The 14,576-nt window shown below is 58.7% G+C and carries 10 protein-coding genes and 1 pseudogene; 7 read left to right on the forward strand and 4 right to left on the reverse strand.

The genetic code is table 11. The features are described 5' to 3' along the window. Window positions 1-14 precede the first annotated feature (14 nt). The 7 genes from WA354_RS24320 to WA354_RS24350 all read left to right on the forward strand — a co-directional run bounded on the left by WA354_RS24320 (window position 15) and on the right by WA354_RS24350 (window position 6,428). On the forward strand, window positions 15-149 hold the full coding sequence (locus tag WA354_RS24320; protein WP_472815623.1) for a DUF3175 domain-containing protein: 135 nt from the start codon (window positions 15-17) through the stop codon (window positions 147-149). 418 nt (window positions 150-567) lie between these two features. Beyond that, window positions 568-1,536 (forward strand): hypothetical protein, encoded by a 969-nt coding sequence (locus tag WA354_RS24325; protein ID WP_472815614.1) that lies wholly within the window; start codon window positions 568-570, stop codon window positions 1,534-1,536. Window positions 1,537-1,734: 198 nt separating this feature from the next. Further along, entirely contained in the window at window positions 1,735-2,577 is an 843-nt protein-coding gene (locus WA354_RS24330) for a sulfite exporter TauE/SafE family protein (RefSeq protein WP_472815615.1), read from the forward strand. A gap of 62 nt (window positions 2,578-2,639) precedes the next feature. Then, window positions 2,640-2,978, forward strand: a complete 339-nt coding sequence (locus tag WA354_RS24335) for a DUF1634 domain-containing protein (protein ID WP_472815616.1) — start codon at window positions 2,640-2,642, stop codon at window positions 2,976-2,978. Window positions 2,979-3,141: 163 nt separating this feature from the next. Then, window positions 3,142-3,912, forward strand: coding sequence for a glucose 1-dehydrogenase (locus WA354_RS24340; RefSeq protein WP_472815617.1), 771 nt, complete (start codon window positions 3,142-3,144; stop codon window positions 3,910-3,912). Window positions 3,913-3,921: 9 nt separating this feature from the next. Then, window positions 3,922-5,721, forward strand: a complete 1,800-nt coding sequence (locus WA354_RS24345) for a glycoside hydrolase family 15 protein (RefSeq protein WP_472815618.1) — start codon at window positions 3,922-3,924, stop codon at window positions 5,719-5,721. Then, window positions 5,718-6,428: a DedA family protein gene (locus WA354_RS24350; protein WP_472815619.1), complete on the forward strand. Its 711-nt coding sequence runs from the start codon at window positions 5,718-5,720 to the stop codon at window positions 6,426-6,428. The genes WA354_RS24345 and WA354_RS24350 overlap by 4 nt, the downstream gene beginning before the upstream one ends. Window positions 6,429-6,606: 178 nt before the next feature. Here WA354_RS24350 and WA354_RS24355 read toward each other — a convergent pair whose 3' ends face one another. The 4 genes and pseudogenes from WA354_RS24355 to sdhA all read right to left on the reverse strand — a co-directional run. Beyond that, the gene (locus tag WA354_RS24355; protein ID WP_472815620.1) at window positions 6,607-8,052 is read right to left on the reverse strand and encodes a glutamate synthase subunit beta; all 1,446 of its coding nucleotides are present in this window, start codon (window positions 8,050-8,052) and stop codon (window positions 6,607-6,609) included. Then, window positions 8,045-12,640 carry a glutamate synthase large subunit gene (gltB, locus tag WA354_RS24360; RefSeq protein ID WP_472815621.1) on the reverse strand — a complete coding sequence of 1,532 codons (4,596 nt, stop codon included), beginning with the start codon at window positions 12,638-12,640 and terminating at the stop codon, window positions 8,045-8,047. Before gltB ends, WA354_RS24355 begins: the two co-directional genes overlap by 8 nt. Before the next feature lie 264 nt (window positions 12,641-12,904). Beyond that, the gene (sdhB, locus tag WA354_RS24365) at window positions 12,905-13,654 is read right to left on the reverse strand and encodes a succinate dehydrogenase iron-sulfur subunit (protein ID WP_472815622.1); all 750 of its coding nucleotides are present in this window, start codon (window positions 13,652-13,654) and stop codon (window positions 12,905-12,907) included. Between the two features lie 358 nt (window positions 13,655-14,012). Further along, a pseudogene (gene sdhA, locus WA354_RS24370) lies at window positions 14,013-14,576 on the reverse strand (succinate dehydrogenase flavoprotein subunit); the annotation flags it as partial.

A 14,576-nucleotide genomic window follows, 5' to 3' on the forward strand; every position in this document is an offset into this window, starting at 1 on the left:
GATCGGGGATGAGGATGCTGACGTACTTCATCAATCGAGGTGGCAAAGGGCTGAGCAAATCGCGCAAGGCAGAACTGGAGAAGGCGAAGAAGCTTCTCTCAGAGCGCGTAAAGGCTGCGCGCGAAAAAGAAAAAGCGAATACTGCGTAAGAGCACCCGCGTTTTTCGGTCGACGGCTACCGCGGGATTCGGGACAGCGTTTGGCGCGGCGTTGTTTACAGGTGCCGATGTGGTGGCTGTGCCCGCGTTGAACCTTTCGCAGTCACCTTCAAACGAGCCCGTACCATCCCTGGCCACGCCATTTGCAGCGCATCTGGTTTACGGTGCGGCGACTGAGGCGGTGCGGCGGCTGGTGCGCGCGCTGCTTTGAGGATAAGTACCGGGCTGAAGCGGAGTGGGGCCGCGATGCTTTACTATGCGCTTGTACGTGACCAATACTTCTCCACCTGTCGCGACTTCTGTCTTGACCGGCACTGTCCTGGTGTTGATTCAGTTTGACGTGTGCGAAGAATTGCGTTTGGATCGCCTTCGGAAGATGAGGGAAGGCACGGTTCAAGAGCAACCGCGGATGAAACCTGCGACGCCTGCGTACGTGCGATATGAACGACCGCCGGTGGTTGAACCGCTGGAGGCTCTGCAACTCGACGGCGGAGAGCGGTTGGGGGGCGAGATCAAGTATTACGACTACGGCGTTGTGAGCGTGGTGCTGCACCTGCCGTTTGCAGGGGATTGGGGCAACCTGGTGCAGCTGGCGAGCCGCTGGGTGTGGGACATCGATTTCGCGTCGCGGGTTGAACCACTGGTGAAAGCCAAACTCGATCAATGCGCGGAGGCCATGATTCGGCCATACACGCGCTGGTTGAGCGAAGACTATTTCATCTTTCATGTCAGCGATGCACCGGGGGCGCCGTTGGCGTCCGATCTGATTCGCGATCACGGGTTTGAAATCGCACAAGTTGTCAGAGGCGACCGGCTGCAACTTTCTCAAGGCGAGTGCAACGAGGTTTTGCACTCACAGATTTCTTATTACGCAAACGATGTCACGGTGATTGGCTGGAACGCGGCGTTTCTCTATGACAGCAGGGCGGGCGCGGAGACGGCGATTCAGTTGCTTGAGTATGCGAATTCGCAGCTACTGGAATTTCGTCACTACGACGAGTTGCTGACGGAGATTCTTGACCGCGCGTATTCGTTGCTGGAGCAGAAGACGGGAGTCTTTGCGCGATGGCGGCTGGCGAAGTCGGCTCGGAACCTGCATACAACGCTGCTGGACGTTGCCGAGCTGACGGAGCACGCGGATAACGCGATCAAGTTTCTGAGCGACATGTTTGCGGCTCGGTTGTACAGGCTGGCGGCAGCCAAGGTGGGCGTGCCGGATTACAAGGAATTGGTATCGCGCAAGGTGAAGACCGCCGAAGACCTGTACAACTATATGGTGGATCAATTCAACCAGAGCCGGGCGTTTTTCCTGGAGTTCACGGTTGTTTTGATTTTGTTGATTGAATTGTTTTATCTGTTTCGGGGAAAGCCGTTGTAGTAGAAGGGCAGGGGCTATTTAGCCCGGGTTATTTGCGGCTTTTGCGGCATGACTGAAGTCATGCCCTGATACAAGACGTGCGCAGCGGGATTTCGCGCAGGTTGCTGCGTCCGCGAAGGTCCGAAGCGGGGCGCTTGATGATTTTCAAGGACTGGGTGCAAAACCGATGACGATCGCTGTATTGAACGATTTCTAATTATGAGCTTATTGATTTTTACTGCGCTTCTCTTTCTTGGCTCGCTGTTGGCGGGTCTGCTGGGAGCCCTTACGGGGCTTGGCGGCGGCGTGGTCCTGGTGCCGCTGCTCACGCTGGGATTCCACGTTGATATTCGCTACGCCATCGGAGTGTCGCTGATCTCAGTGATAGCGACTTCGTCGGGAGCAGCCGCGGCTTACGTGCGCGAGGGATTTTCAAGCGTACGCATCGGAATGTTTCTTGAAGTGGCAACCACGGCAGGGGCGATCCTGGGGGCGTTTCTGGCAACGGTGGTCCACACACAGCTTCTGGCTATCATCTTCGGGCTTGTGCTGCTCTACTCCGCATACCTTTCGTGGGAGCAATCGCGCAATCCAGTTCCTGAGTTAAAGAAGGGAAGTCCGTGGTCGGGGAGGTTGAGGCTGTCGGGCGACTATCCCGGGCCGGACGGAACCCGCAGCAAGTATGAGGTTGAAAATATCCCTGGCGGCTTCGGTCTGATGTTCGTGGCGGGAACGCTCTCTGGATTACTGGGCATCGGCTCAGGTGCGGTGAAGGTGCTGGCGATGGACCGCGTCATGAAAGTTCCCTTCAAGGTGTCGACGACAACCAGCAATTTCATGATTGGGGTAACAGCCGCGGCCAGCGCTGGGATTTATCTCCATCGCGGGTTGATTACGCCGGGGCTGGCTTTTCCTGTGATGCTGGGCGTTCTGAGTGGCTCGCTGATTGGGGCGCGCTACCTGGTTCGAGCACATGTTTCGGTACTTCGCGCCGTGTTCACGGTCGTCATCCTGGCGCTTGGAGTGGAGATGATCATCAACGGGGTGACGAAATGGTTCTGAAAACAAAACTGGGAAACGCGGGGCAAGAGGATCGTTTCGATGACCGCAAAATGGAAACGATCATGGGGCGATTGCTCCAGGTTGGAGTGTTGCTGGCCTCTTTCGTCATGTTGATTGGGGGCTTTTTGTATGTCCGCGCCCATCACGATGGAGTTCCTGACTACAGGGTGTTCAAGACAGAACCGCAGACATTGCGCCATGTCGGCGGAGTAATAACCGGAGTAGCCGCTGGCGATCCAGCTGCCATCATTCAACTGGCAGTTCTGCTGCTGATTGCGACGCCGGTTGCCCGGGTAGTGTTTGCGCTTATCGCGTTTGGGATCGAGCGGGACAAGCTCTATGTTGGGGTGAGTGCCCTGGTGCTGGCGGTGCTGCTGTTCGGATTCCTGCGGTCCCAATGATCGGGTAAGACGGTTCCTGAAGGCCTGAGTTTTGCGGTTTGAGCCGGCAGGGATCCCCCGGCACCAGCTTCGACAAACCTCAATTTATACATTATCTCCGGTTCATTGCGCATCAAAGAGAATGAGCAACAGGAGCACTGCCATCTCTTTGGGGAGGAGAACCATGCGGCGTTTTCAGGGAAAAGTGGCGATTGTAACCGGTGCCGGATCCGGTATCGGACAGGGAATTGCCAAGCGGCTTGGATGCGAAGGGGCCAAGGTGATTGTGGATTATGTGGGCAGCCCCGACGGAGCGAAGGCAACTGAAGAGGCGATCGAGAAGGCTGGAGGCGAAGGCAAGATCGTGCAGGCAGATGTCACGCGCATTAACGACGTAGAGTGCCTGGTGGATACTGCGTGGAGCCAGTTCGGGTCAGCGGACATCCTGGTGAACAATGCGGGAATGGAGAAGAAGTCGGCCTTCTGGGATACGACGGAAGCCGATTATGACGAAGTGATGGCGGTGAATCTGCGCGGGCCGTTTTTCCTGACGCAAGCGTTTGTGAGGCGGCTACGGGATGCGAAGAAGAAGGGATGCATCATTAACATCAGCTCGGTGCATGAGGATATGGCGTTTCCAGGTTTTGCTTCGTACAGCACCAGCAAAGGCGGACTGCGCATGCTGATGCGCGACCTGGCAGTAGAACTCGGGCCGCTGGGGATCTCGATCAACAACGTTGCGCCGGGAGCGATTGCTACGCCAATCAACAAGGCTCTTCTCGAGGACAAGCCAAAGCTGGACGCGCTTCTCCAGAACATTCCCCTGGGTAGGTTGGGGACGCCGGAAGATGTAGCGGGGCTAGTGGCTTTTCTCGCTTCCGACGATGCGTCTTATGTGACGGGCTCGACCTTCGTAATCGACGGCGGCCTGATGCGCAACTATCGCGAACAATAATCCACCGACATGGCCGCAAAGATCGAAGATTACGCGTTGATTGGTGACTGCCAGACTGCTGCGCTGGTGGACAAGGACGGTTCGATCGATTGGCTATGCTGGCCATCGTTTTCTTCCGAGGCGTGCTTTACCAAGCTGCTGGGCAAGGATGAGAACGGCTACTGGAAGATTGCGCCGTGCAAAGGGCAATGGAAGACGACGAGGAAATATCGCGAACACACCCTGATCATTGAGACGGTTTTTGAGAGCGCAGAGGGGGCAGTGCGTCTGACAGATTTTATGCCAGTGCGCGGCAAGAATTCCGATGTAGTACGGATCGTTGAAGGGATCCGGGGAACGGTTCAGATGCGCATGGAACTGTGTCTGCGCTTCGATTACGGGCGGACCGTTCCGTGGGTGACGGGCATCGACGAAGGGGTTCGAGCCGTTGCCGGTCCGAATCTGGCGATACTTCGTACTTCGGTAGAGACACATGGCGAGAATCTGAAAACGCTCTCAGAGTTCCCGGTGAGTGCGGGAGAACGCGAAAGATTCGTACTGACCTACGGGCTTTCGTACCAGGACGATCCTGAGCCCATCGATGTAGAGCAGGCATACAAGGAAACTGACAAGTTTTGGCGGGAATGGGCCGGGAAACTCCAATATGAGGGGAAGTACCGCGAGATTGTTAAGCGATCGCTGATAACGCTGAAGGCGATGACGTATATGCCCACTGGGGGCATTGTTGCGGCGGTGACAACTTCGCTGCCGGAGAACGTTGGAGGGGTACGAAACTGGGACTATCGCTACTGCTGGTTGCGCGACACCACATTCACGTTGCTTGCACTGTCAAATGGGGGCTACTACGACGAGGCGGTGGCGTGGCAGGACTGGTTGCTGAGGGCGCTGGCGGGAAGTCCGGACCAGGTGCAGATCATGTACGGATTGCGTGGCGAGCGCCAACTGATGGAGTGGGAAGTCGACTGGCTGCCGGGGTACGAGAATTCAAAGCCGGTAAGGATCGGCAATGCGGCGTCGATGCAGGTGCAACTGGATATCTATGGAGAGATGCTGGACTCGTTTTTTCACGCACAATGCAAGATGGGGCGCCATACCGAGGATGATTTCAGGGTGCTGGTGCTGCTGCTGAAGCACCTGGAAACGATCTGGCAGGAACCCGACGAGGGAATCTGGGAAACGCGCGGGGGGGCGCAGCAGTTCACATATTCGAAGATGATGGCGTGGGTGGCTTTTGATCGCGCGATCCTGCTGGCGGAGCAAATGAACTATAAGGCGCCCGTAGGCAGGTGGAAGGCGGTCAAGGAGGCACTTCATCAGCAGATTTGCGAAAGAGGATTCAGCGCGAAGAGGGATTGTTTTGTGCAGGCCTACGGGTCGGAGGAGCTGGACGCATCGCTGTTGCTGATGCCGCTGGTTGGCTTTCTGCCGGGGAGCGATCGGCGGGTGCAGAATACGGTGGAGGCGATCAGGCGCGAGTTGATGCGGGATGGGCTCGTGATGCGCTATAACACTTCGAAGTCGCCGGATGGATTGCCGCCGGGGGAGGGCGTCTTTCTGGCGTGCAGCTTTTGGATGGTGAGTAGTTTGAAGGCGGTGGGGCGAGAGCCGGAGGCGCGAAAGCTGTTTGAGGATCTGCTGAAACTGACGAATGACCTGGGGCTGCTTTCAGAGGAGTACGACACGCATGGGAAGCGGCTGGTAGGAAATTTTCCGCAGGCGTTCTCGCATATTGCGCTGGTGAACGCTGCCTTTGATCTGGAGGACGGAGTGGGTGTGCGCGAGCGTGCGGGACGGCGGGCCGAGCGTTGAGTCCTGCGTGGGGCGTGATTGCATTAGCTTGCCTGGCGTCTGAAGTGTTTCTGCTGAGTGCGGCATCGATCGCTCAGGCGGTGAAGGGAAGCGGCGCCCACAGGCTGGGCTGGCTGATGAATCTTGGGGGTGTGGGGCTGTTTGGGCTGGCAGTGATTGACTCGTCGGTGATTCCGATATCGCTGCCGGGAAGCACGGACCTGGTGCTTTTGCTGCTCACGGTTTTCCGGTCGAAGTCGATTGCGTCGCCGGTGATCTTTGGATCATGTGCATTCGCAGGTTCGTTGACGGGCGGCTACATGACGTGGGCGACTGGGAAAAAAGGAGGAGAAGCTGCGCTTGAGAAATTGGGGAAGGGCAAGCTGGTGCGGCGTGTGCAGGGATGGGTGAAGCGGAATGGAGTGGCTTCAGTGGCGATCGCCGCTCTTTTGCCGCCGCCCGTGCCGTTGATGCCCTTTCTATTCGCGGCAGGGGCGCTGGGGCTTTCGCGCGCGCGGTTCTTTATCGCGTACGGCGGGGGCCGGGCGGTGCGATATGGGGCGATTGCGTGGGTGGGCTACACGTACGGGCGGGTGGTCATCAGTTTCTGGCAGAAGGATCTGAAGGGATGGAGCACACCCATTTTGATTGTCTACGTTTCGCTGCTGGTGCTGGGCGCGCTGTATGGGGTGTGGAAGTACCGGCGAGAAAACCGCAAGGGGAGGTAATGGGAAGACGGAATGCCGGGTGGACCGGCATTCCATGTCTTTTGTTGTCTCGCGGAGGGCGGTTCAGATTTGAGCCAACCGGATGTTGGGACAAGGGCGCTGGACTTCGGGTCGCTTTCGCGGCGTGAGGAGGAAGAGCAACTGCAGGTTCCTCCTCACGTTGATCGGCGTAAGCAGGCTACGCTCTTGCGTGACGCAGCATGGGCGCTGTGGGCTGCTTTGTCGCAAGGTAAGTGTCGACTGCTGCGGCGGCTTTGCGGCCCTCTGATATGGCCCATACGACAAGAGACTGGCCGCGGCGCATGTCACCGGCTGCAAAAATCCCGTCGACGGAGGTCATGTAATCAGCATTGGCGGCGACGTTGCCACGCTGGTCAACGGCGACGCCGAGCTGCTCGATCATGCCGCCTTTGACCGGGCCGAGGAAGCCCATGGCGAGGAGCACGAGATCGACGTCGAGGGTGAACTCGGAGCCGGCGATGGGCTCGAACTTCGGCGGGGGTCCGACACGCAGGGCATGGAGCTGCTTTACGTTTCCGTTCTCGTCGCCCGTGAACTTGATGCTATTAATGCTCCAGTCGCGGATGCCGCCTTCTTCGTGTGCGCCTTCGGTGCGCAGTTGCAACGGCCAGAGCGGCCATGGGGTTGAGGCGGAACGGCTATCCGGCGGTTTTGGCATGATTTCGAATTGATGCACGCTCTTTGCGCCCTGGCGATGGGTGGTGCCGAGGCAGTCTGCACCGGTGTCGCCGCCGCCGATGATGAGCACGCGCTTGCCTTCGGCGCTGATGGAGATTTTGGAATCGACCGTGTCGCCTTCGCAGCGGCGATTTTGTTGGGGCAGAAATTCCATCGCGTAGTGGACGCCCTTGAGCTCGCGGCCTGGAATTTTGAGGTCCCGCGGATGCTCAGCGCCGCCGGCGAGAAGAATGGCGTCGTAGTGGCCGGTAAGCGCATCGACGGGGACATTGCCGCCGACGTGCGCATTGGTGAGAAACGTCACTCCCTCGGCTCGCATCTGTTGAAGACGGCGATCGAGGATGTGCTTTTCGAGCTTGAAGTTGGGAATGCCGTAGCGGAGAAGGCCGCCGATGCGATCGCTCTTCTCGTACACAGTTACGGAATGGCCGGCGCGACGAAGTTGTTGCGCTGCCGCAAGACCGGCGGGCCCGCTGCCCACCACCGCCACGCGCTTTCCGGTGTTCTGCTCAGGCGGTTCGGGATGGATCCAGCCTTCGTCCCATGCGCGCTCGACAATGCTGCGCTCGATGAGCTTGATGGAGACGGCGGGCGCATTGATGCCGAGTACGCAGGAGGCTTCGCATGGAGCGGGGCAGATGCGGCCAGTGAATTCGGGAAAGTTGTTGGTGGCGTGCAGGCGGCGAATCGCGCTCTGCCAGCGGTCGTTGTAGACGAGGTCGTTCCAGTCGGGGATGAGGTTGTTGACCGGGCAGCCAGTGTGGCAGAAGGGAACGCCGCAATCCATGCAGCGGGCGCTTTGTTCGCGCTGCTTCTCTTCAGGAAATGGCTGATAGATCTCGAACCAGTCCTGCACGCGTTCTTCAACGTTGCGGCGTGTGGGCTGTTCGCGTTCGATTTCCAGGAATCCAGTGACCTTACCCATGCTGCACCTCGGCGGCTGCGGCCTCAACCTGAGGCACTGCGTTAGTTGGCGGACAGTAAATGGTGTCGACGCGTTCGACGCCGAGGACTCGCTTGTACTCGTGCGGGAAGACCTTGATGAACTTGGCCTGCGCTTCGGCCCAGTGCTCGAGAATCCACGCAGCGCGGGGGCTGCCGGTGTAGTCGCGATGGCGCTCGAGCAGGGCGCGAACTTCCGCGATGTCTGCGTCGGTAGCGAGAGGCTCGAGATCGACGCTCGCTTTGTTGCAGCGGCGTGTGGAGAAGTCTCCCTGATCATCGAAGACGAAAGCGCGGCCGCCGCTCATGCCGGCAGCGAAGTTGCGGCCCGTGGTGCCGAGCACAACGACGGTGCCGTTGGTCATGTATTCGCATCCGTGATCGCCAACGCCTTCAACCACGGCGGTGGCGCCGGAGTTGCGAACCGCGAAGCGCTCGCCGGCTATGCCGTTGAGGAAGACTTCGCCGCTGGTTGCGCCGTAGAGAACGACATTTCCAACGAGGATGCTTTCTTCCGGCAGGAAGAAGGATGTCTTGGGCGGGTAGGCGATGATGCGGCCGCCGGAGAGGCCCTTGCCCAGGTAGTCGTTGCTGTCGCCTTCGAGTTCGAGCGTGACGCCGGAGGGAACGAATGCGCCGAAGCTCTGGCCGGCCGATCCTTCAAATTTGAAGTGGATGGTGTTGTCCGGGAGTCCGGCTGACCCGTAGCGGCGGGCGATCTCGCCGCCGAGCATGCCGCCGACGGTGCGGTGGACGTTGCGAATGGCGAAACTGCCGGTCACTGGGGTCTTGGATTCGAGAGCAGGCGCCGCCTTCGCGATCAGGGCGTGATCGAGTGCCTGGTCGAGGCCGTGATCCTGGGCCTGGACCTTGCGACGGGCTACGCGTGAGGGCACGGTTGGAGCGTAGAGGATCGAGGATAGGTCGATGCCTTTGGCCTTCCAGTGAGCGTCTGCGAGAGAGGCTTCGATCTTGTCGACACGGCCAACCATTTCGTCGACGGTGCGGAAGCCGAGCTTGGCCATGTGCTCGCGCATTTGTTCCGCAATGAAGAAGAAGAAATTGACGACATGCTCGGGCTGGCCGGTGAAGCGCGCGCGCAGGACGGGGTCCTGCGTGGCGATTCCTACCGAGCAGGTGTTCAGATGGCACTTGCGCATCATGATGCAGCCCATGGTAATGAGCGGCGTAGTGGCAAAGCCGAATTCTTCAGCGCCGAGCAAGGCAGCGATGACGACATCGCGTCCTGTTTGCAGTTTGCCGTCAGTCTGGACCTTGATTCGGCCGCGCAGATCGTTGAGCAGCAGGACTTGTTGCGTTTCGGCGAGACCGAGTTCCCAGGGGAGGCCTGCGTGCTTGATGGAACTGAGCGGAGATGCGCCTGTGCCGCCATTGTCGCCGGAGATGAGCACAACGTCCGCGTGGGCTTTTGAGACGCCGGCGGCGACGGTACCGACGCCGACTTCGGAGACAAGCTTAACGGCGACGCGCGCCTTGGGGTTGACGTTTTTAAGGTCGTAGATCAACTGCGCGAGATCTTCGATGGAGTAGATGTCGTGATGCGGCGGCGGAGAGATCAGGCCGACGCCAGGGATGGAGTGGCGCGTCCTGGCGATGACATCGTCAACCTTGTGGCCGGGTAGCTGGCCGCCTTCGCCGGGCTTTGCGCCTTGGGCCATTTTGATCTGCAACTCGTCGGCATTGACGAGGTAGTTGGTGGTGACGCCGAAGCGTCCGCTGGCGACTTGTTTGACGGCGCTGCGTCGAGAGTCGCCGTTGGCGTCGGGAGTGAAACGGGCTTCATCTTCTCCGCCTTCACCGGTGTTCGACATGCCGCCGAGGCGATTCATGGCGATGGCGAGGGTTTCGTGGGCTTCCGCGCTGATGGAACCGAAGCTCATGGCGCCCGTGGTGAAGCGCTTGACGATTTCCTTTGCCGGCTCGACTTCCTCGAGAGGAATTGGATTGTCCGCGTACTTGAGCTGGAGCAGGCCGCGCAGGGTGCAGAGGGTGCGATTCTGCTGGTCGAGGAGGTCGGTGTATTCCTGAAAGGTCGTTGCGCTGTTGGCTCGAACGGCGTGTTGGAGCTTGCTTATGGTAGCCGGATTGAGCAGGTGATACTCGCCGCCTTCGCGGTACTGGTAATGACCGCCGACGATCAATTCCGTCTCTGATTCGGTCAACGGCTGGAAGGCATAGGAGTGCTTCATCTGGGCTTCGCGGGCGAGCACGTCGAGCCCGACGCCTTCAATGCGCGATGCGGTGCGCGGGAAGTAAGTCTGAATGAGATTGTCGTTGAGACCAATCGCTTCGAACACCTGTGCGCCGCGATAGCTTTGCAGGGTGCTGATACCCATTTTTGAGAAGGTCTTCAGAAGGCCCTTGTTGATGGCCTTGATGAAGTTCTTCTCCGCATGATTTGCAGAGACGTTGTGTGGGAGCAGGCCGCGGCGCTTGAGGTCGTGCAGCGTTTCGATAGCGAGATAAGGATTGATCGCGCTGGCGCCGTATCCGATGAGCAGGGCGAAGTGCATAACTTCGCGCGGTTCTCCACTTTCAATAATGAGCGCAACCTGGGTGCGTAACTTCTCTTTGACGAGCCGGTTGTGCACTGCAGCCATGGCGAGGAGGCTGGGAATCGGCGCGTAGGTAGGGTCGACTCCCCGATCGGAGATGATAAGTAGCGTGTATCCAGACGCTACGGCGTGCGTGGCGCGGGCGCTCAATTCGTCGAGTGAATTGCGAAGGCCGGCTTCGCCATCTTCTGCGCGGAAGAGTGCCGGCAGCGTGGTCGCAAGCAGGTCACCGGAGGAAACGCGGCGCAGCTTTTCAAGATCGCGATTCGACAGGATTGGATGCGGCAGCTTGAGGGTGTGGCAGTTCTCCGGTGTCTCATCGAGGATGTTGCGCTCGGTGCCGATGTAGCTGATGAGCGACATGACGAGTTCTTCGCGGATGGGATCAATGGGGGGATTGGTGACCTGCGCGAAGAGCTGCTTGAAGTAATTGAAGAGCGGCTGCGGACGATCGGAAAGACAGGCAAGCGGAGTGTCGGTTCCCATGGAGCCGACGGGTTCTTCGCCGCGCGCGCCCATAGGGCCGAGCACGATGCGTAAATCTTCTTCGCTGTAGCCGTAGGCGCGCTGGCGACGGAGGAGTGTTTCTGGATTAGACGCGATGACGCGGGATGGCTCGGGAAGAGAATCGACCAGAACCTGCTGCTCTTTAAGCCAGTCAGCGTAGGGCTGGCGGGCGGCCAGGCTCTTTTTGATTTCGGCGTCGGAGATGATGCGCTTCTGCACAGTATCGACGAGGAACATGCGGCCAGGTTGGAGGCGGCCTTTTTTGCGGATGTCCTCAGCGGGCAGGTCAAGTACTCCCGCTTCAGAGGCGAGGACGACGAGATCATCTTTCGTGACGAAGTAGCGGCCGGGACGAAGGCCATTGCGGTCGAGAGTTGCGCCTACGATACGTCCATCGGTGAATGCGATGGAGGCCGGACCGTCCCACGGCTCCATCAATGATGCGTGGTATTCGTAGAAGGCGCGCTTGTCTTCGTCCATGTCGGGATTGCCGGCCCATGCTTCAGGGATCAGCATGGCCATTACGTGCGGAAGCGAGCGGCCGGACTGGAAGAGGAATTCGACTGCATTGTCGAGCGACCCGGAGTCGCTGCCATCGGGAGTGATGACCGGGAAAAGTTCCTTGATTTTTTCGCCGTGCAGGGGGCTGTCGAGTACTGATTGGCGGGCGTTCATCCAGCTGATGTTGCCGCGGATCGTATTTATCTCACCGTTGTGTGCGATATAGCGATAGGGGTGAGCGAGTTTCCAACTGGGGAAGGTGTTGGTGGAGAAGCGCTGGTGGACGAGGCAAAGCGCGCTGGTGACGAGGGGATTGGCTAGTTCAAAGTAAAACTTCTCGATCTGCGGGGCCAGCATGAGGCCCTTGTAGATGATGGTGCGACAGGAGAATGACGGGATGTAGAAGTCGTCCTTGCCCTCGATGTCGGAGGCGGCCATTTCATTTTCAGTGCGACGGCGAACGAGATAGAGGGCACGCTCGAAGCGTTCTTCGTCCATGCCTTCGGGGCGAGCCACAAAAAACTGCTCGATATAGGGTTGCGAGGCGCGGGCTTCGCGGCCAATGGCATCGCCATTGACGGGTGTATCGCGCCAGCCGAGGACTTTGAGGCCCTCTGCCGCGGCGATGCGCTCGAAGACGCCTTCGCATTGCAGGCGGCTGTGCTTATCGACAGGCAGAAAGACCATGGCAACGCCGTAGGCGCCAGGGCCTGGGAGTTGAATGCCGAGTTCGCCGCATTCGCGCGCGAAGAAAACATGGGGGATCTGGATGAGAATGCCAGCGCCATCGCCCGTTTCAGGATCGCAGCCAGCCGCTCCGCGATGGGTGAGGTTGATGAGGACCTCGAGACCCTTGCGAATAATGTCGTGGCTCTTTTCGCCCTTGATGCTTGCCACCAGGCCCATGCCGCATGCATCGTGTTCATTGCGTGGGTGGTAAAGGCCCTGGGGGTCTGGGATACGGTTTGGCTGATCCGATATCTGCATGGCTACCTTCTTATGAATAAGATCGGTTTGCTATTTTCAGTCTTCAGGAGCGGCAAAGACACAATGAGCGTGGCGTTTTCCAAGGGAATTCGCCGGGGTAGTTCTGGGCGGGCCCCTCGTTGCGGGCCCCGGGCACATGGGGATAGTGCTGAACTCTCTACTATATCTGAATTTCGGATTTGATATTCCCGAAATACGGCACGCGTGGAATTTCCATCCTTGCTTTCGCAAGGATGGGGCACCGAGATTTGTGGGAGATGTAGCTCAGCCGCGCAGGAAGTCTTTGGCCTTTTGGATGAGGACGTCGCGGCTGATGTCGGAGATGGCATTGGTGAGCGGGATCTGCTTGGGGCAGGCTTCTACGCAGTTTTGCGCGAATCCGCACTCCTGAATGCCACCGTCGCCTGAAAGAGCGCGGAGACGTTCTTCGGCGAACACTTTTCCTGTGGGGTGGTTGTTGAAGAGTTTGACCTGGGCGATGGTGGCGGCGCCTACGAATCCGGTGTCTTCATTGAATTGCGGGCAGACTTCCATGCAGCAAGTGCAGGAGATGCAGTTGGAGAGCGGGTAGTTTGCCTCCTGTTGCTGCGGGAAAACACGCGGGCCCGAACCAAGGTCGTATGTGCCGTCGACGGGAACCCAGGCTTTGACGCGCATCAGATTTTCGAAAAGGACGGAGCGGTCGACCTGAAGATCGCGGACCAGGGGAAACTTGGAAAGGGGTTCGATCTTGATGGGCTGTTCGAGATTTTCAACAAGCGCGGAACAGGCCATGCGTGCTTTGCCATTGATGAGCATGGCGCAGGAGCCGCAGATCTCTTCGAGGCAATTGGAGTCGTAGGTGATTGGCGTGGTGTCGCGGCCGTCGGCGGTGACGGGGTTGGCGGCGATTTCCATCATGGCGGATATGACGTTCATGCCGGGACGCCACTCTAGCTCGAAGTTTTCCCACGTCGATGGCGCGTCAGGGCTGGCCTGACGCTTGATTTCGAATTTGACGGTTTTCGTTGCCATGTTCCCTCAGGGCTCAGGCCCTTGATACGTTCTTTTGAATTGCTACTCACACTGCAAAACAGAAGCAGGTCCTTCGCTCCGCTTACCCCACTTCGTGGGGCCCCAAGCTGCTCCGCTCAGGATGACACTTTCTTAGTGGTACGACTGCAAGTGGTACGACTGCAAGTGGTACGACTATCGGTGGTGCCCTGATACAAAACAGTTGGGAGTTGCCCTCTCCCATGTCTCAAAAGCGAGACCCCTCGGCTTCGCTCAGGGCAGGCAATGGGGCACCCGATTTCGCGGTGATACAAACTAAAAGCAACTGCGGATCCTTCGACTTCGCTCAGGATGACATCGGCATAGGTTCTTACCGATGTCATTTCGCGGCGTCGTAACGGCGCGGACGCGGTTTGATGTATTGAATGTCCACGTCTTCAAATTCGAGGCGCGGGCCCTCTGGTTGGCCGGTGAATGCGGCTTTGGTGGTCTTCAAAAACTTTTCGTCGTTGCGGTCTGGAAAGTCGGGCTTGTAGTGGGCGCCGCGAGACTCATCGCGGACTAGCGCGCCCTTTACTACGCAACGTGAGAGCTCAAGCATGTTGTAGAGCTGGCGGGCGAAGGCGAAGCTGGTGTTGGCCCACTGGCTCTTGTCGCTGAGGTTGACATTCTGGAAGCGATCGAGCAGTTCGACGATCTTTTCGTCGGCCTGCTTGAGGCCCTTGTTGTAGCGGATGACGGTCGCGTGCTCAGTCATGGTGACGCCGAGTTCGCGCCAGAGCTTGAAGGGATTCTCTGTTCCCGCGTTGGAGATGAGTTGCTTGTTCATCTCGGCCTGGCGAGCTAGTTCGGCTGCGGCTCCGCCATCCCCTTCTAGCGCAGGCAGGCTTTTTGCGTAGTTGAGGGCGATTGGGCCGGCACTGAATCCGCCGAAGATGCAACT

Origin of the sequence: Occallatibacter sp. (genome assembly GCF_049802275.1) — a bacterium.
Classification (GTDB): domain Bacteria; phylum Acidobacteriota; class Terriglobia; order Terriglobales; family Acidobacteriaceae; genus Telmatobacter.

Excerpts from the sequence above, each read along its gene's own strand:
- WA354_RS24330 (WP_472815615.1), top strand. The coding sequence starts at position 1,735 with ATGAGCTTATTGATTTTTACTGCGCTTCTCTTTCTTGGCTCGCTGTTG.
- sdhB (WP_472815622.1), bottom strand. The coding sequence starts at position 13,654 with ATGGCAACGAAAACCGTCAAATTCGAAATCAAGCGTCAGGCCAGCCCT.
- WA354_RS24355 (WP_472815620.1), bottom strand. The coding sequence starts at position 8,052 with ATGGGTAAGGTCACTGGATTCCTGGAAATCGAACGCGAACAGCCCACA.
- WA354_RS24335 (WP_472815616.1), top strand. The coding sequence starts at position 2,640 with ATGGGGCGATTGCTCCAGGTTGGAGTGTTGCTGGCCTCTTTCGTCATG.
- WA354_RS24325 (WP_472815614.1), top strand. The coding sequence starts at position 568 with ATGAAACCTGCGACGCCTGCGTACGTGCGATATGAACGACCGCCGGTG.
- WA354_RS24345 (WP_472815618.1), top strand. The coding sequence starts at position 3,922 with ATGGCCGCAAAGATCGAAGATTACGCGTTGATTGGTGACTGCCAGACT.
- gltB (WP_472815621.1), bottom strand. The coding sequence starts at position 12,640 with ATGCAGATATCGGATCAGCCAAACCGTATCCCAGACCCCCAGGGCCTT.
- WA354_RS24340 (WP_472815617.1), top strand. The coding sequence starts at position 3,142 with ATGCGGCGTTTTCAGGGAAAAGTGGCGATTGTAACCGGTGCCGGATCC.
- WA354_RS24320 (WP_472815623.1), top strand. The coding sequence starts at position 15 with ATGCTGACGTACTTCATCAATCGAGGTGGCAAAGGGCTGAGCAAATCG.